The 17,255-nt window shown below is 58.9% G+C and carries 17 protein-coding genes, 2 tRNA genes and 1 riboswitch; of the genes, 9 read left to right on the plus strand and 10 right to left on the minus strand.

Annotated features, from left to right (window positions below; all coding sequences use genetic code 11):
* Positions 1-11 precede the first annotated feature (11 nt).
* The 7 genes from der to ACXPUX_RS13465 all read right to left on the minus strand — a co-directional run bounded on the left by der (position 12) and on the right by ACXPUX_RS13465 (position 6,943).
* Complete coding sequence (gene der, locus ACXPUX_RS13435) at positions 12-1,355, minus strand: ribosome biogenesis GTPase Der (RefSeq protein ID WP_005920245.1); 1,344 nt, start codon at positions 1,353-1,355, stop codon at positions 12-14.
* A gap of 50 nt (positions 1,356-1,405) precedes the next feature.
* The gene (locus ACXPUX_RS13440) at positions 1,406-2,743 is read right to left on the minus strand and encodes a DUF512 domain-containing protein (protein ID WP_458828717.1); all 1,338 of its coding nucleotides are present in this window, start codon (positions 2,741-2,743) and stop codon (positions 1,406-1,408) included.
* A 92-nt stretch (positions 2,744-2,835) separates the two neighbouring features.
* The gene (gene rpmF / locus ACXPUX_RS13445) at positions 2,836-3,015 is read right to left on the minus strand and encodes a 50S ribosomal protein L32 (protein WP_005920250.1); all 180 of its coding nucleotides are present in this window, start codon (positions 3,013-3,015) and stop codon (positions 2,836-2,838) included.
* 23 nt (positions 3,016-3,038) lie between these two features.
* Positions 3,039-3,542, minus strand: a complete 504-nt coding sequence (locus tag ACXPUX_RS13450; protein ID WP_458828718.1) for a YceD family protein — start codon at positions 3,540-3,542, stop codon at positions 3,039-3,041.
* A 145-nt stretch (positions 3,543-3,687) separates the two neighbouring features.
* Positions 3,688-4,092 carry a hypothetical protein gene (locus tag ACXPUX_RS13455; RefSeq protein WP_458828719.1) on the minus strand — a complete coding sequence of 135 codons (405 nt, stop codon included), beginning with the start codon at positions 4,090-4,092 and terminating at the stop codon, positions 3,688-3,690.
* 61 nt (positions 4,093-4,153) lie between these two features.
* Positions 4,154-5,485, minus strand: a complete 1,332-nt coding sequence (locus ACXPUX_RS13460; protein WP_005920256.1) for a glucose-6-phosphate isomerase — start codon at positions 5,483-5,485, stop codon at positions 4,154-4,156.
* A gap of 225 nt (positions 5,486-5,710) precedes the next feature.
* Positions 5,711-6,943, minus strand: a complete 1,233-nt coding sequence (locus ACXPUX_RS13465) for a D-alanyl-D-alanine carboxypeptidase family protein (RefSeq protein ID WP_458828720.1) — start codon at positions 6,941-6,943, stop codon at positions 5,711-5,713.
* Between the two features lie 165 nt (positions 6,944-7,108).
* Between ACXPUX_RS13465 and mtaB the strand changes: the two genes are divergently transcribed.
* From mtaB to ACXPUX_RS13480, 3 genes are all read left to right on the plus strand, one after another.
* On the plus strand, positions 7,109-8,404 hold the full coding sequence (mtaB, locus tag ACXPUX_RS13470; RefSeq protein WP_458828721.1) for a tRNA (N(6)-L-threonylcarbamoyladenosine(37)-C(2))-methylthiotransferase MtaB: 1,296 nt from the start codon (positions 7,109-7,111) through the stop codon (positions 8,402-8,404).
* Between the two features lie 244 nt (positions 8,405-8,648).
* Positions 8,649-10,202: a 4Fe-4S dicluster domain-containing protein gene (locus ACXPUX_RS13475; protein ID WP_458828722.1), complete on the plus strand. Its 1,554-nt coding sequence runs from the start codon at positions 8,649-8,651 to the stop codon at positions 10,200-10,202.
* Positions 10,203-10,769: 567 nt separating this feature from the next.
* Positions 10,770-11,243 carry a pilin gene (locus tag ACXPUX_RS13480; protein WP_458828723.1) on the plus strand — a complete coding sequence of 158 codons (474 nt, stop codon included), beginning with the start codon at positions 10,770-10,772 and terminating at the stop codon, positions 11,241-11,243.
* Positions 11,244-11,292: 49 nt separating this feature from the next.
* On the opposite strand, the gene ACXPUX_RS13485 is transcribed toward ACXPUX_RS13480, so the two are convergent.
* A complete protein-coding gene (locus ACXPUX_RS13485; protein ID WP_097779496.1) occupies positions 11,293-11,499 on the minus strand; it encodes a hypothetical protein in 207 nt (68 codons plus the stop codon).
* Between the two features lie 164 nt (positions 11,500-11,663).
* Here ACXPUX_RS13485 and ACXPUX_RS13490 point away from each other — a divergent pair, with 164 nt between their 5' ends.
* From ACXPUX_RS13490 to ACXPUX_RS13510, 5 genes are all read left to right on the plus strand, one after another.
* Positions 11,664-12,512: a bifunctional hydroxymethylpyrimidine kinase/phosphomethylpyrimidine kinase gene (locus ACXPUX_RS13490; protein WP_458828724.1), complete on the plus strand. Its 849-nt coding sequence runs from the start codon at positions 11,664-11,666 to the stop codon at positions 12,510-12,512.
* Positions 12,509-13,015 carry a tRNA (cytidine(34)-2'-O)-methyltransferase gene (locus ACXPUX_RS13495; RefSeq protein WP_458828725.1) on the plus strand — a complete coding sequence of 169 codons (507 nt, stop codon included), beginning with the start codon at positions 12,509-12,511 and terminating at the stop codon, positions 13,013-13,015. Before ACXPUX_RS13490 ends, ACXPUX_RS13495 begins: the two co-directional genes overlap by 4 nt.
* Positions 13,006-13,896: a DegV family protein gene (locus ACXPUX_RS13500; RefSeq protein ID WP_458828726.1), complete on the plus strand. Its 891-nt coding sequence runs from the start codon at positions 13,006-13,008 to the stop codon at positions 13,894-13,896. Before ACXPUX_RS13495 ends, ACXPUX_RS13500 begins: the two co-directional genes overlap by 10 nt.
* A gap of 225 nt (positions 13,897-14,121) precedes the next feature.
* Positions 14,122-14,223: riboswitch (PreQ1-III riboswitch) on the plus strand.
* A gap of 7 nt (positions 14,224-14,230) precedes the next feature.
* Positions 14,231-14,758, plus strand: a complete 528-nt coding sequence (locus ACXPUX_RS13505; protein ID WP_112090653.1) for a QueT transporter family protein — start codon at positions 14,231-14,233, stop codon at positions 14,756-14,758.
* Between the two features lie 15 nt (positions 14,759-14,773).
* Positions 14,774-15,424, plus strand: a complete 651-nt coding sequence (locus ACXPUX_RS13510; protein WP_458828727.1) for an HAD family hydrolase — start codon at positions 14,774-14,776, stop codon at positions 15,422-15,424.
* A 104-nt stretch (positions 15,425-15,528) separates the two neighbouring features.
* Here the strand turns inward: ACXPUX_RS13510 and ACXPUX_RS13515 are convergent.
* A tRNA-Pro gene (locus tag ACXPUX_RS13515) sits at positions 15,529-15,604 on the minus strand.
* A 31-nt stretch (positions 15,605-15,635) separates the two neighbouring features.
* Positions 15,636-15,709: transfer RNA gene (locus tag ACXPUX_RS13520), tRNA-Gln, on the minus strand.
* Positions 15,710-15,981: 272 nt separating this feature from the next.
* Here ACXPUX_RS13520 and ACXPUX_RS13525 point away from each other — a divergent pair.
* On the plus strand, positions 15,982-17,061 hold the full coding sequence (locus ACXPUX_RS13525; RefSeq protein ID WP_005924931.1) for a 6-phosphofructokinase: 1,080 nt from the start codon (positions 15,982-15,984) through the stop codon (positions 17,059-17,061).
* Positions 17,062-17,255 lie beyond the last annotated feature (194 nt).

The raw sequence follows: 17,255 nt of genomic DNA on the forward strand, positions 1-17,255 counted from the left end.
TCCCTGACGTATTATACGTCCTTGGCACCCACCTCGCCGGAGCCGCGCTCCCGCACGACCAGACGGATGGGCGTATGCTCCAGACCAAAGTTTTCGCGGATCTGGTTGATGAGATACCGCTGATAGCTGAAGTGGAACAGGTGCTTTGCGTTCACGAAGGCCACGAACGTGGGGGGACGGGTAGAGGCCTGCGTCAGGTAGTAGATCTTCAGGCGGCGGCCCTTGTCGCTGGGGGGCTGCATCCGGGCGGTAGCGCGGGCCAGCATCTCGTTCAAAACGCCGGTAGGCACGCGGGCACCGTTTTCGGCATCCACATCCCGGATGAGCTGCATCAGCTTGTTCACGTTGTAGCCGGTCTGGGCAGAGATGAAGATGATGGGTGCGTAGCCCATAAAGCTGAAGCACTCGGCATAGCCGCGGCGCTGCAGCTCCATGGTGTTGGTCTCCTTGCCTTCCACGGCATCCCACTTGTTCACCACGATGATGCAGGCTTTGCCCTGCTCGTGGGCGTAGCCAGCCACCTTGCTGTCCTGCTCGGTAAAGCCGACGGTGGCATCCACAAGGATCAGCGCCACGCGGCTGCGCTCCACAGCAGCCAGAGCACGCACCACCATGTAGCGCTCCAGACCATCGCTGATGTTGCTGCGCTTGCGCAGACCGGCGGTATCGGTAAAGATGAACTTGCCGTAGGCGTTGTCCACCGGGGTGTCGATGGCATCACGGGTAGTGCCGGCCTCGTTGGCCACGATCATGCGGTTCTCACCCAGAATGCGGTTGGTCAGGCTGGACTTGCCCACGTTGGGGCGGCCGATGATGGCAACAGGGATGCGATCCTCCTCTACCACGGTCTCGCTGAAGTCCAGATGGGCGCACACCGCATCCAGCAGATCGCCCGTGCCGTGACCGTGCACGGAAGAAATGGGCATCACCTCGTCAAAGCCGAGGTTGTAGAACTCGTACAGCTCCATGGGAGCCTCGCCCACCTTGTCGCACTTGTTCACGGCAAGAATGATGGGCTTGTGGCTGCGGCGCAGCATGTGCGCCACATCCTCGTCGGCTGCGGTCAGGCCGTTGCGCACGTCCGTGACCATGATGATGCAGTCGGCAGTGTCAATGGCGATCTGCGCCTGCTCGCGCATATGGGCCAGAATGCCCTCGGTGGCCTTGGGCTCAATGCCGCCGGTATCCACCAGCAAAAACTCGTGGCCGTTCCACTCGCAGTTGGCAAAAATGCGGTCGCGGGTAATGCCCGGGGTATCCTCCACAATGGCAAGGCGCTGGCCGCACAGCTTATTGAACAGGGTGGATTTGCCCACGTTGGGGCGGCCCACCACTGCTACGATCGGTTTGCTCATGGGGTCTCCTCCTTTCTTAAAAGGGGTAAAATACAATAAAAGTGGCGCTATCAGCTGCCGCTCTTTCTTCTGCGGGTAATATGCAGACCGCTGCGCAGCAAGGCGCGGGCTTCGTCCCCGCCTGCCGTCGGCAGCACCTCCACCTTTACGCCCAGCTGCTGCCCCAGCTGCTCTACCGTGATATCGTCAAGGAAGGTGTCCTTTTCCTCCCGCAGCATTACAGCCGGGATGCCCAGCGTTTTTGTGGCAAGTTTGCCAGCACACTGGGCAATGATATCGGTAGCGGTGATCAGACCGGTCACACCCACATTGCCGCCGAAAAAGCGGTTCTGAATGGTGTGGACGTGCACGGTGATCATGGGGTACTGCCGGTGCAGCTCCTCCATCATGCGGGTGATGAGGGGCGCTGCCATGGTGCCGGTGACCACGTCCAGCTCCTTGGTGCCGTAGACCCGGTGGGGTTTGTCCAGCTCCGCCAGAAATTCTTCCTCGAACAGACGCATCATGCCCACGCCATTTTCCAGCTGGTCGTAGTCCTCGTAGAACGCCGCCGCAGGGATGGGGCGACCCGCCTTGAGGTACCATTCATCGCTGGGGTAGATGATGCGCTTGCCGTGGCGGCGCTTGCATTCATCGCCGAACGCTTCCATAATGTCGATGACCTCGGCGCTGGTCTTTGCATCGTAGGGCACCTGCGGGTACAGATTTTTGCGGTAATCCGTAATGCCGCAGGGCACGGCTGCAATGCTTTGCACCATGGGGGTCAGCTCCAGCAGGTCGGCAAGGGTGCGGCGCAGCTCGTCGCCGTCGTTGATGCCGCGGCAGAGCACCAGCTGGCAGTTGACGGCAATGCCGCCCTCCACCAGACGGGGCAGGTACTTGAGCACCTCGCCGCCGCGCTTATTGGCCAGCATTCGCACCCGCAGCTGGGGGTTGGTGGTGTGCACCGAGATATTGATGGGCGAGATGTGCATCTTGATGATGCGGTCGATCTCGTGATCCTGCATATTGGTCATGGTGATGTAGTTGCCGAACAAAAAGCTCAGCCGCTCGTCATCATCCTTAAAATACAGGCTCTCGCGCATACCCGGGGGCATCTGGTCGATGAAGCAGAACATACAGTGGTTGGAGCAGGTATGTTTTTCATCGCCCAGATAGGTCTTGAACCCGCAGCCAAAGGGGCCGCGCTGTGGCCGCTGCACCTCCCACTCCCGGATGCCGTCTGCCACCCGGGCCTTCAGGTGGAAGCTGCTGCTGTCGGTATAAAAATCGTAGTCCAGCGAGTCGTTCAACTCGTTATCGTCCACGCTCAGCAGTTCGTCACCGGGGGCAAGGCCAAGAGCCTCGGCCTCGCTGCCGGCATCCACCTGCTCGATCCGTATCGCCATCTGCATCCACCTCCTTTAAAGCACAAGAAGGGGAAGGCTTTGCGCCCTCCCCTTCTGTACATAACACCATTATGCCACCAATTACGCGCAAATTAGGCCTTCTTGATGACTTCCTCGCCCTTGTAGTAACCGCAGTTGCCACATGCCTGGTGGGGGAGCTTCAGAGAGCCGCAGTTGCTGCACTTCACCAGTGCGGGGGCCTCCAGCTTCCAAACATTGCTGCGACGCTTGTCGCGGCGGGCCTTGGAAAGATGTCTCTTAGGTACTGCCATATTTTTGCACCTCCTTGATGGGTTTATCTGTTCAGCAGTGATTTAAGGATCGCGAGCCTAGTGTCTACGGGGTCATCGGTCTGCTCTGCCGGTGGGCAGGTGCATTCCGCCTTTTTCTTACCGCACTGCGGGCAAAGCCCGGCGCAGTCGGGGCTGCAAAGCAGCACCGTGGGGATCTGGAACATGAACTCCTGATTGAGCCATTCGTCCACGTCCAAGTGTCCTTTTTCGTCCAGCGGAAGATCGAAATCCGGGTCATCCAGATCCCGCTCCTTGACGATCCACTCCGTATCGACTGTCTCTTCCCGGGTGACCGGGTCCAGACAGCGGGCGCACTCTCCGTGCACCGATGCCTTTGCCCGCAATGTTATCTGGACCTCGTCGCCATCGGTCTGCGCGTCAAAGACAGCTGTGACCGGCTGCGGGATCCTTGCGCCGGCATAATCGTACGCAGATAAATCACACTGAAACTCTGCATGGTACGGTTTTGCGCCGGCTGTGATAAACTTTCTCAGGTCAAATTGCATAGTACACCTCTGAAAAGGCTGCTTTGTTAGTATAGCGCCAAAGCAACCCTTTGTCAACACCAAAACAGGCAGAAAACCGAAAAAATTTATTTTTCTCCGGTCTTCTGCCTGTTGGAAAAGCCTTCAGCCCTGTTCTTTTATCAAATTACAGGTACTTCTTCACATCGTGGGGCAGTGCGGCCTCGTCTGCGCTGACGGTCACGGTGACCTTAACGCTGTCGCCGGCAATGGCTGCCATCTCGTCCAGCACAACGCCCAGACGACTGATATCGTGATCCAGCACCTTCAGGATGCCGTCAATGTACAGGTCGGTGATGTCGTAGTTGCTTGCCATCAGGCCGGCCACAAAGCCGTACAGCATTTCGCCGCCGGAGATCTTGTACTCGTCCAGATCGATCAGACGTGCTGCAGGAGCGATGTCGTAGGTGAGCTTCATGCCCTTTTCCACAACAACAACATTGCCTTTGGAGGTCTTGACCGCGTCGTTGATCTGGTCGATCATAGCCTTGGTCTTGCCGGAGCCCTTGGTACCAACAATCAGTTTAATCATAGTTCAGTCCTCCTGTATTTTCCACGCCTTGCGGCGGGAGATCATTTTTTACGTTCAGCTTTTACTTCAGCTTTGCTTCCAGTTCTGCGGTCAGACCCTCGTAGCCGGGCTTGCCCAGCAGGGCGAACATATTCTTCTTGTAGCTTTCCACGCCGGGCTGGTTGAAGGGGTTCACGCTCAGCAGGTAGCCGCTGCAGGCGCAGGCACGCCAGAAGAAGTAGATCAGGTAGCCCACATTATAAGCAGACAGGTCGTCCACCTCGATCAGCACCTCGGGCACGCCGCCATCGGTGTGTGCCAGAATGGTGCCCTCCATGGCCTTGCGGTTGACCACGCTCATGTTCTGGTTTGCAAGGAAGTTCAGGCCGTCAAAGTTGCCCTCCAGCGGGTCGATGAACAGATCCTGCGCGGGCTTCTTCACGTCCACGATGGTCTCGAACATAATGCGGGCACCTTCCTGAATGAACTGACCCATGGAGTGCAGGTCGGTAGAGAAGATGCAGCTTGCGGGGAACAGACCCTTGTTGTCCTTGCCCTCGCTCTCGCCGAACAGCTGCTTGTACCACTCGTTCATCAGGGTGAAGTCCGGCTCGTAGCACTCCAGGATCTCCACAGCCTTGCCCTTGCGGTACAGAATGTTGCGGATGGCGGCGTACTTGTAAGCATCGTTGTCGGGGCTCAGCACGGAGAAGCGCTCCATAGCATCGGCAGCGCCCTGCATCAGAGCGTCGATGTCGATGCCAGCGGCGGCAATGGGCAGCAGGCCCACGGCGCTCAGCACGGAGTAGCGGCCGCCCACGTCATCGGGAACTACAAAGGTGGGCCAGCCCTGTGCGTCAGCCAGCTGCTTCAAGGTGCCCTTGGCACGGTCGGTAGTGGCGTAGATGCGCTTGTTGGCTTCCTCCACGCCCATCTCCTTTTCCAGCAGTTCGCGCAGCACACGGAAGGCCAGAGAGGTCTCGGTGGTGGTGCCGGACTTGGAGATGACGTTGATGGAGAAGCGCTTGCCCTTGCACAGGCTGATGATATTGTTCAGGTAAGTGGGGCTGATGCTGTTGCCGCAGAAGTAGATTTTCAGACCATCCTCCAGCTCGTTGTGGTACATACCCTTGACGGCCTCCACAACAGCGCGTGCGCCCAGATAGCTGCCGCCGATGCCGGCCACGACCAGAACGTCGGAGTCCTCGCGGATCTTGGCAGCGGCTGCCTTGATGCGGGCGAACTCTTCCTTGTCATAATCCCGGGGCAGAGTCATCCAGCCCAGAAAATCGCTGCCGGGGCCATTCTTGGCTTCCAGCTGCTTGTGGGCGGCTTCTACCTGCGGGTAGATGGCTGCATATTCCTCTTCGCTGATGAAGCTGGAGAGGTGTTTCGTGTTCAGTGCGACACTCATTTTATTAAAACCTCCAAACGATCTGCCGGGCCTTTGCCCTGCGAGGAAATATCTTGGTATAAGTGTACCGTTCCCTCCGGGTAAAGTCAAGGTCAAATTCCTTAGATTTCATACAATTTTAATAGTGTTTTTTTGTTTCTTCATCCAGATTTGTTCAGGTGTCCAACAGCCCCGCCGGACGTCCGGCGCACTTTTGTGCGCTGAAGCGCTTTTTTCGGTGCCGGGTCAGGCAGCAGCACCCCGCAGGCTGTCCCACAGCATCTGCACAGCGGTGTCAAAATCCATGCGCGGCGCATCGGCAGCGGCGCACACCGGATACTCCCCCTGCACTGCTTCGCCGCACAGCAGCTGCGCCTTGCCTACCGTCTGCTCCCGGGTCACCGGGGCTTCCAGAATCTCGGGCAGTTCCAGCTGCACGGTCAGCTGTCCGGCGCTCTCGGCGGGCAGCAACGCGGTCTGCGGCAGGGCAGCGTAGTCCAGCGGCACGGTCTCCTCGGTGCTGCCCTTTACCTCTAACTGCAGCGGACGCTCCTCCGGCAGGGGCACCGGTGCGGCGCGATAGGCCGCAAAGCCGTAGTCCAGCAGGGTGGTGGCGGCTTCGAAGCGTTCCTTACTGGAAGGTGCACCCAGCACCACCGCGATGAGCTTCAGCCCGTCCCGGGTGGCGCTGGCGGTAATGCACACCCCCGCTCCGCCGGTTGTGCCGGTCTTGAGCCCGGTGATGCCGTTGTACCGCCGCAGCAGCTTATTGGTGTTCACCAGCTGGGTCTGCCCGCCCCGCAAAGTGTCCGTCCAGATGCCGGTATAGTGCAGCACCTCCGGGCAGGTGGTCAGGATGGTGCGGCTCATGATAGCCACATCCCGTGCGGTGGAAAGATGTCCCTCCGTGTCCAGCCCGCAGGCGTTGCGGAAGGTGGTGTGCTCCATGCCCAGCTCTGCGGCGCGGGCGTTCATCTGCTGCACAAAGGCAGGCTCGCTGCCGCCCACAAGTTCCGCCACCGCCACTGCTGCATCGTTGGCAGAGGACACACAGATAGCCTTGAGCATCTCGTCCAGCGTAAACTGCTCCCCGGGCTCCAGCCAGATCTGACTGCCGCCCATGTGGTAGGCGTGTTCACTGACCGGCACGGCGGTGTCCATGGTCAGCCGCCCGGCGTGCACCGCCTCAAAGGTGAGCAACAGGGTCATCACCTTGGTAATGGAGGCGATGGGCATAGTCTGGTCGGCGTTCATCTCGTAAAGCACCGTGCCGCTGGTCTGGTCGATGAGGATCGCCGCGCGGCAGGGCAGGGTAAGCTGCGGCGGGGTGACCGTCGGGGTCTGCACTGCCGGTTCCGCCTGCGTTTGCACCGCCGGTTGGATGCGCAGCCCCTTGCCCTGCGCCGTGCCAAAGGCCAGTGCAAACAGCCAGAAGCAGACCACCCCCGCGCACAGCAGTGCCAGATTTCTCCGTTCCATTCCTCATACCTCCCCGCGCAAACTCTCTTTTTGCAGTGTATGCTGCCGCCCGCGCCGGTATGCCGCTGGGCGGTGCAATTCCAGTCTTGCGTGCTGCCGTTGTTTTGTTATATAATGAAAAGTAGACCCTATTTTTATCCCATTTTGTGGAAAGGAACCCCTCTCATGCGAGTTTGTTTTTATACCTTGGGCTGCAAGGTCAACCTGAACGAGACCGGCGCGCTGGAGCAGCTGTTCCGCGCCAACGGCTTTACCATTGCGCAGGAAGGCGAGGCAGCGGATGTGTTCATTGTGAACAGCTGTACCGTGACCAACTTTGGCGACCAGAAAAGCCGCAAGTGGCTGCGCCGGAAAAAGCGTGAAAACCCCGGTGCGGTGACGGTGCTGACCGGCTGCTACCCGCAGGCCTTCCCGGAGGAGGCCGCACAGTTCATGGAAGCCGACCTTGTGTGCGGCAACGGCGACCGCAAGGCCATTCTGGAGAACGTACAAAAGCTGCTGGACGGTCACGAGCGCATTGTGGCCATTGCCCCGCACCAGCGCGGCGAGCAGTTCGAGGAGCTGCCGGTGGAGCGGTTCGAGACCCACACCCGTGCCTTTATCAAGGTAGAGGATGGCTGCAACCGGCAGTGCGCCTACTGCGTCATCCCCCGCGCCCGCGGGCCGGTGCGCAGCCGCGCCGAGGAGAGCATTCTGGCCGAGCTGCACCAGCTGGCCGCTGCCGGTTACCGCGAGGTGGTGCTCAGCGCCATCTCCCTGCCCAGCTATGGGCTGGACACCGGCACGAACCTTGTGGAACTGGTGGAAAAATGCGCACAGGTGCCGGGCATCGAGCGCATCCGTCTGGGCAGTCTTGACCCCGATATGCTCACCCCGGAATTCATCTCCCGCTTGGCGGCGGTGGAAAAGCTGTGTCCCCAGTTCCACCTGAGTTTGCAGAGCGGCTGCACCGCCACCCTGCGCCGGATGCGCCGGGTGTACACCGCGCAGGAGTACGCACAGGTGGTGGAGCAGATCCGCGCCGCCTACGGCAGCCGCCCGGTCAGCTTTACCACTGACTGCATCTGCGGCTTCCCCGGCGAGACGGCAGAGGACTTTGAGGAAAGCTGCGAATTTCTGAAGAAGATCGGCTTCCTCAAAGTCCATGTGTTCCCCTACTCCCGCCGCAGCGGCACCCCGGCCTATGATTTCCCGGATCAGATCCACGAGCGGGAAAAGCAGGAGCGCAGCCGCCGTATGAACGCCGTAGCCGAGCAGGTGCGCCGCGAGACGCTGGCCGCCTTTGAGGGCACCGAGGACGAGGTGCTGCTGGAAACGCCCCTGTCCGGCACCCTGTTTACCGGCTACACCCGGCTGTACATTCCGGTGGTGGTCTCCGCCCCCGGCTGCGAGAGCGGGCAGATCGTGCGGGTAAAGCTTGGCCGCTATGACGGCGAGCGGGTGCGTGCAGCACTTTGCTGAAATTTTTTCATTTTACTTGTACATTCTGTGCATCCGCATGAATACAATAAATTTTTAACAAATTTTGTGTTTTGCCCTTTTCATACGCACGTCTTTATGTTAAAATGAGGATGGATTTATCGGGTTCGGCGTGCTGTAAGCAACCAGCACGGTACCATCCGTGCCCGTATAGTGCCGTTTTTATGCTCTGCACACAGGGCAGGCGGCTCCGTTTTTGGCTGTTTCTGAGCAAGGAGAGATTGGAATGAGTTTCAGAGGAATCAACACTACGGTCATCCAGATCCGCCGTCAGGTGTTTACCGAGGTCGCCCGCATGGCTTACGCCAACGTCAAGGGCGAGCAGGCCAACCACCTGATGCGCAAGATCCCCTATACCATCATCCCCGGTGAGGAGGGCAAGCTGCGCAAGGACATCTTCCTGGAGCGCGCCATCGTTGAGGAGCGCGTGCGTCTGGCTATGGGTCTGCCCACCCGCCGCATGGACGAGCACAACAGCGTGGTCTCTGGTCTGGAGGACGCTTCCATCGCCGATAAGTACTACGATCCCCCGCTGGTCAACGTGATCAAGTTTGCCTGCAACCGCTGCCCCGAAAAGCTGGTCAAGGTGTCTGACCTGTGTCAGGGCTGCCTTGCACACCCCTGTATGGAAGTGTGCCCCAAGAAGGCCATCACTTGGGAGAGCGGTCGTTCCACCATCGATCAGGACAAGTGCATCAAGTGCGGCCGCTGCGTCACCGTCTGCCCCTACAACGCTATCGTCAAGACCGAGCGCCCCTGCGCCGCGGCCTGCGGCATGGGCGCGATCCACTCTGACGAGCTGGGCCGTGCCGAGATCGATTACAGCAAGTGCGTGTCCTGCGGTCAGTGTCTGGTGAACTGCCCCTTCGGCGCCATTGCCGACAAGGGCCAGATCTATCAGCTGATCCAGGGCTTCAACCGCGGCGACCGCATCTACGCGCTGGTTGCTCCTGCCTTTATCAACCAGTTCCCCTCTCTGGCTTCCACCGGCAAGCTGAAGGCTGCCCTGAAGGCCATCGGCTTCTGCGATGTGGTGGAGGTTGCCATCGGCGCCGACCTGTGCACCGTGGACGAGGCACACGACTTCCTGGAGGAAGTGCCCGAGAAGCTGGACTTCATGGCTACCTCCTGCTGCCCGGCATGGAGCATGATGGCAAAGAACGCCTTCCCCGGCCTTGCCAAGAACATCTCCATGACCATGACCCCCATGGTGTTCACCGCCCGCATGATGAAGCAGGCCGACCCCGAGGCTCGTATGTGCTTCATCGGACCCTGCGCCGCCAAGAAGCTGGAGGCCTCCCGCCGCACCGTCCGCTCTGACGTGGACTTTGTTCTGACCTTTGAGGAGCTGGCAGGTATCATTGAGGCAAAGGATCTGGATCTGGACAATCTGGAAGTGGATCCCGCTGAGCTGGATCTATGCTATGCCTCCGCTGCCGGCCGCGGCTTTGCACAGTCCGGCGGCGTTGCCAAGGCTGTTGCCGACAAGATCAAGGAATGGCATCCCGACATGGAGGTAAAGATCGCCTCCGCACAGGGTCTGGCCGACTGCAAGAAGCTGCTGATGCTGGCCAAGGCCGGTAAGTACAACGGCTACCTGCTGGAAGGCATGGGCTGCCCCGGCGGCTGCATCGGCGGTGCCGGTACCATTGCCGACCCTGTGCGCACCGCAGCTGTGCTGAACAAGTATGTGAAGGAGGCCGAGTTCACCGACCCCGAGCAGAGCGCCTTTATGTCCAATATCCACATGCTGAAGGACGACCCCAACTTTGAGGTCTGAGCTGCTATAACCTGACCCTCAGGGGCTGCTGCACCGCGCAGCAGCCCCTTTTTGCATGACGTGAATTGGTTCTGACTTTAAAATGATTCACAGGTTTTTGCGGTAGATGCCGTTCCCCGCTATGGCCCCTTCCGTGAAAAAGTAGTTCAGAAACGCCCGCAGGCGTTTCTGAACTACAAATAAAAATATCCATTCCTCTGAACATGGCCAAAGTGCAACAACGACGACCGCCGCCAGTGGCGGAAACAGGGAGGAATTGTTGGGGCAGCGGCCAGCAAGACGCAAGTGCCGCCCAAGGCACGATGCGGATGCTGGGTGCCGCAACCCGATAAGCGGCGGCCATTCCAAATCGTCCTCCCGTTCCAAAGGGCGCTGCAATGTTGCAGCGTCCTTTTTATCACACCTTCCACATTTTGTGTTGGATTCGAAACATTTTTGTGAAAGACTGCCAAGGCGCATTGACAAGGCCGTCTGGTCATGTTATGTTAGCATTGACAAATCAGTATTTTATGGAGCATTATGTACTCCGTTTCACCATGCCGCAGCTGCGGCAGAAAGGATAAAAACATGACTACTGCCTTAAAACGTACCGGCGCTGCCCTGCTGACGCTGCTGATGTTCTGTGTGCTCACACTGGGCGCTTCTGCCGCCGCGAATACCTCCGTTGGGGTCAAATTCTGGAAGGAAAAGTCCGATAAGGAATCCATGGCCAACTCCGGCATTGATTCCGACCGCGAGGCCACCCTTACCCGCCAGTCCAACGGCACCTACACCCTGACGCTCCCCGTCAAGCAGGTGACCAAGCTCAACGTGACCGGCTATCTGACCGGCCTGACCATCGGCGATGTGACCTACACCGGCACCCTGACCGGCGAGATTGAAAAGGGCACCGGCATCCTGACCATCAAAAACCTGCCCGCTTCGGCGCTGACCGGCAGCGATGTGAATAAGTCGCTGACCGTGACCTGCAACATTCAGATGGATCTGAGCCTGCTGGGCGAGATCAATACCACCGCCCGGATGTGCATCTGGGCAAAATAAGACGCACGATAAAAAGCGCCGTTCCACCCGGGACGGCGCTTTTTGCTGTTCAGCAGTCGATGTGCTTTTCCACGAAGTCGGTGGCCATCTTATCCAGCTGCATCACCGCGTTTTCCGCACCTTTCATCACCTTGCGCACATTGCGGCGCATCTGGCGCTTGCTCTGGGTAGCCATCATGGCACCGGCAGCCCCGAGGGCTGCACCGGCGGCCATGCCCACCACCATGCCTGCGGCGGAATTTTCTCGCTGTTTCATCCTGAATTTCTCCTTTCAGCCTGTCATGACAGGGCTTGCAGTGCTATTATTTCCGTAAAAGAATCTGGTATACGCTTTTTTTATGCAGCAATTTGTGGTATACTGTTGCATGATGCTTTTTATAAGCCGCTGCGTGCGGCTTTTCAGCAAGGAGGTTTTCCTATTTGCAAAAACCCGTTGAACCAAAAAAGATCCTTTGCATCCACGATTTATCCGGCGTAGGCCGGTGCAGCCTTGCGGTGATCCTGCCTGTGCTGTCGGTCATGGGCTTCCAGCCGGTGGCACTGCCCACGGTGGTGCTTTCTACCCACACCGGCGGCCTTGGCACCCCCGCCCGGATGGACGGCAGTGCCTACGGCATGGCCGCGCTGGAGCACTATCAGGCACTGGAGCTGCAATTTGATTGTATCTATACCGGCTATCTGGGCGGCGAGGCACAGGTAGCGCTGGCTGAAAAAGCCTTTGCCCTGTGGCCTGCCGCCTACAAGGTGGTAGACCCCGTGATGGGCGATAACGGCAAGGCCTATTCCACCGTTACCCCGGCGCTGATCGAGCGCATCCGCAATCTGTGCCGCGCGGCAGACCTGATTTTGCCCAACTACACCGAAGCGCAGCTGCTTTTGCAGCAGCAGCCCGTCACCGATGAGCTGGACGATGCCGCCGCGCAGGCGCTGGCAGATGCTTTGCAGCCGCTGGCTCCCAACGCGGTGGTCACCGGACTGCCGCTGGGCAAGTACATCGGCTGTGCCGGTACCGGCACCGACCGCTTCGTCATCAAAAAGCTGCATATCAGCCGCAGTTTCCCCGGCACAGGGGATCTGTACGGTGCTGTGCTCATCGGCTCGCTGCTGCAGGGCAACGCCCTGAGCGCCGCCGCCGATAACGCTGCGGAGTTTGTTTCGCTGGCCATTCAGGGCACGCCTTATACGCAGGACACCCGTTTCGGCGTGTGGTTCGAGCCGCTGCTGCCCCGCCTGTGCCCCCTGCGGGAGGAACCGGAGGGCGTTTTATGATGGAAAAGCCGACCCTGAATATCGTTCTGGTAGAGCCCCGCATCCCCCAGAACACCGGCAACGTGGCGCGTACCTGTGCCTGCACCGCCTGCCGTCTGCATCTGGTGGGGCCCATGGGCTTTGCCATTGACGACAAAAAGCTCAAGCATGCCGGGCTGGACTACTGGCACTATCTGGACATCACCTATTACGATGGCCTTGCGGACTTTTTTGCCCGCAACAACGGCCCCTACTACTACTTTACCACCAAGGCGCCCCAGCGCTACACCGATGTACAGTACCCGGACGGGGCTTATCTGGTGTTCGGGCGCGAGGACGCCGGTCTGCCGGAAGCGCTGCTTGCGGAAAATCAGGAGCACTGCATCCGCATGCCCATGCGGGACACCTGCCGCAGCCTGAACCTTTCCAACAGCGTGGCGGTGGGCGTGTACGAGGTGCTGCGGCAGTGGGATTTCCCGGAGCTGCTGGACCACGGCCATCTACGAGATTATGAATGGAAATGAGGGACACTATGAGCAAGATCGCAATTCTGACCGATTCCTCCTGCGATATCCCGCAGGAGATGGCCGAAAAGTACGGCATTGATATCATGAGTTTCCACATCCTGCTGGATGATGTGGACTATGTTGAGCGTGTGGACTGCACCAACACCGAATTCTACGATAAAATGCGTGCGGCAAAGGGTGTGCCCTCTACCGCCGCCATCACGCCCATCCAGTTCTGTGAAAAATACTGCCAGTATGTGGACGAGGGCTACACGGATGTCATCCATGTGCCCATCAACAAATCCGGCTCCTCCACCTACAACAACGCCCTGATGGCGCAGGGTATGCTGCGGGAGGAGCGCCCGGAGCACCATTTGAACATCCATCTGCTGGACCCCCACACCTATTCTATGGTGTTCGGCTGGTATCTGTGCGAGATGGCACGCAAACTGCAGAACGGCGCAGAGATCCGCCACGTCATCCACGAATTTGAACAGCAGATGAACTGCATGGAGGTCGTGCTGGGGCCTTACAGCCTGAGGCAGATGAAAAAGAGCGGCCGCATCTCTGCCGCAGCAGCCGTCATGGGCGAGCTGATGGGCATCCGTCCCATCATTACCCTGATCGACGGCAAGACCAAGGTAGAGGCCAAGGTGCGCGGCGATGAAAAAGTCGTGCCTGCCATGGTGGAGCTGTGCCAGAAGCGCGCCGGGGATGTAGAGGACTTCGAGTATATGATCGGTCACACCAACATCCCGCAAGCCGCAGATCTGGAAAAGGCCTGCCGCAAGGCCTTTGGCAAGCCGCCGCTGGCCGTGTTTGAGCTGGGCGGTGTGGTCTCTGCCAACACCGGCCCCGATACCGTAGCGCTGACATATACCGGCCACCCCAGAGGGTAAAACCATTTGGAATGGCCGCCGCTGCGCTTTGGCCATATTTAGCGGAATCATTATTTGAAATTTCGGAATACCGGAGCGTCTGCGGACGCTCCGGTATTCCATTTTTACATGAATACGCCCAGAGCAGCGCGGCGGGCAAGTTTCAATCGTCCTCTCCCCATTGCATTCCGTCCGATTTTGTGATATACTTCCTTCCGCTGTGCTTTTTTGTGCAGTATCTTCAAAGAGCAACTTAGGATTTTAGGCTCCCCGGTGCCACTCGAGCGGCGCCGGGCAAAACCCGCAGGAGCTGGCGGTTCCTGTGCGGTCAAAATCAAACCGCTGGAGTATTATCATGAATCAGAATTCTTCCGTCCGTAAGCTGGTGCACTGCGGTGTAGTGGCAGCTATCTATGTAGTGCTGTGTCTGGCATTGCAGCCCCTCTCCTATGGTGCTGTGCAGGTACGCGTGGCCGAGGCTCTGTGCCTGCTGCCCGTGTTCGGTGCAGAGTACATCGTGGGTGTTGTGCTGGGCTGCTTCCTGGCAAACCTGCTGGGCTCCACCATCGTGGATGTGATCTTTGGCACGCTGGCCACCCTGCTGGCCTGTCTGGTCACCTACAAGCTGCGCAATGTGCGCTTCAAGGGTCTGGCCATTGCCGCCAGCCTGCCCCCGGTGCTGTTCAACGCCGTGATCATCGGCATTGAAATTGCCGTGATGTTCCCGGACCCCACGTCCAGCGCACCCATCTGGCTGGCCTGCATCACCAACGGCATCTCGGTGGGCATCGGCGAGTTGATCAGCTGCACCGTGCTGGGCGTTGTGCTGGTAAAGCTGATCGAGAGCAACGCCGCGCTGCGCAAGGTGTTTGCGACGGAATAACACAAGGAGGTTTCCATGCAGCCAAACGGTATGATCTTCTGGGACTGGAACGGTACCCTGATGGACGATGTGGATTTTACCCACAGCTGCCTGAACTGGATGCTGGAGACCCACGGCTACCCCCAGCGGTACGATCTGGCTGCCTACCGGGAGCTGTTCGGCTTTCCCATCGAGGACTACTACCGCTGTGCCGGGTTCGACTTTGCGCGGCACCCCTACCCGGAGCTTGCCGCCCGCTTTATGGAGCACTACAACGCCGGTGTGCCCGGCTGCGCTGTAACGGCACACGCCGTTGACACCCTGCAAACGCTGTCCCGCATGGGCTGGCAGCAGGCTGTGCTTTCCGCCTCCCGCCGTGATTACCTGATCGAGCAGGTATCCGCCCGGGGTCTGCAAGGCTTTTTTACCGAGTTGCTCGGCCTTGCGGACATTTACGGCGTAAGCAAGGTACAGCTTGGCACCGATTATCTGCGCCGCACCGGCATCGACCCGGCGGCTTGCGTGATGGTCGGCGATACCGACCACGACGCCGCAGTGGCTGCGGCCATTGGTGCGACCTGTGTGCTGTACACCGGCGGGCACCAGTCCCGCGCCCGGCTGGAAAAAGCCAGTCCCTACGTCATCGATGACCTCGCCCAGCTGCCCGCACTGCTGGAAACGATATAATATTAGTGGCTCAGAAACACCTGTCGGTGGTTCCGAGCCACTTTTTTACAGCCTGTTCGCGCAAAAGCAAAAAAGACCAGTACACAAATGTGTACTGGTCTTTTTGGTCGGAGCAGCGGGATTTGAACCCACGGCCTCCTCGTCCCGAACGAGGCGCGCTACCAACTGCGCTATGCCCCGAAAATACCGCAGCTTATTCGGCTGCGGTAACTGGTTGGGGATGAGAGAATCGAACTCCCACAAGTAGAGTCAGAGTCTACCGCACTACCACTATGCAAATCCCCAATATTCGGTTCTGTCAGCCGCGCCGTGCGTTGCTGACAAGGGATATTATACACGCCGGCGGGCTGCTTGTCAACCATTTTTTCAGTTTTTCTGCAAAAGTTTTCGCAGCGGCTTTCCGATGCACACAGGCTTGTAAATTTTTGGTTTTTCTCTTGACAGCACTCCCCTTTCGGAATACTCTAATACTATAAAAAGGTAGGATCCCGGTCAGCCCGGCACCCTTTGCCGGACCGTTCGGCTTTGCCTGAATGATAATGAAAGAGGGTATTTGAATGAAAAAACGTGTTGGTATCCTGACTTCCGGCGGTGATTGCCCGGGCCTGAACGCCACCATCCGCGGCGTTGCAAAAGCACTGTACGCCCGTATGGGAGATAACGTGGAGATCGTGGGCATTGCCAACGGTTACAGCGGCCTGATCAACGGCGACTACCGCGAGATGAACGAAGACGACTTCCGCGGCATCCTGACCTTGGGCGGCACCATTCTGGGCACCAAGCGCACCCCCTTCAAGCTGATGCGTGTGGTGGAGGACGACAATATTGATAAGGTCGCCGCCATGAAAAAGACCTACAAGGCGGCGAAGCTGGACTGCCTGCTGTGTCTGGGCGGCAACGGCACCCACAAGACCGCCAACCTGCTTTCGCAGGAAGGGCTGAATATTATCGGCCTGCCCAAGACCATTGACAACGATATCTACGGCACCGACGTGACCTTCGGTTTCCACACCGCTGTGGATATCGCCACGGACGTCATCGACCGCATCCACACCACCGCCGGCAGCCACAGCCGCGTGATGTGCATTGAGATCATGGGCAACAAGGCCGGCTGGCTTACCCTGTACTCCGGTATTGCCGGCGGTGCGGACATCATTCTGCTGCCCGAGTTGCCCTACGACATCGACCGCGTGTGCGAGGCCGTGGAGCGCCGCGCCAAGAAGGGTTCCAACTTCTCTATCCTTGCCGTGGCCGAGGGTGCTATCAACACCGAGGAAGCCCGCATGAAGCGCAAGGACTGGATGGCCAAGCGTGCCGAGGCAGGCCTTGGCACCACCGCCACCAACCGCATTGCACAGGCCGTGCAGAAAAAGACCGGCATGGAGACCCGCGTGTGCATCCCCGGTCACATGCAGCGCGGCGGCAGCCCCAGCGCCTACGACCGTGTGCTGGCCACCCAGTTCGGCAGCTATGCCGCACAGCTGGTGGAAGTGGAGCGCTACGGCGTGACCGTGGCCATGGTGAACCGCCGGGTGACCGAGAACCGTCTGGCAGACATTGCCGGTAAGACCCGCAATGTGCCCGAAAACTGCGAGCTGCTGAGCGTGGCGCGCCGCATGGGCGTCTGTCTGGGTTAAGTCCTGCCCGCAAGCGGGAACGCTGAGAAAAGTGAGACACCGGAAAGTCTGCTGGCTTTCCGGTGTTTCTTTTTAGGGTCAGCGCAAAACGGCTGACGAACCGCTTTTTTACGGCGATTTTTGTTCATTTTGTTGTTGAAGCTGTGCTTTCTGTCTCAAGTGCACAAAAAAGGTTGTCAAAACAGGAAAAACAG

Source organism: Faecalibacterium sp. PGM34 (genome assembly GCF_054456555.1).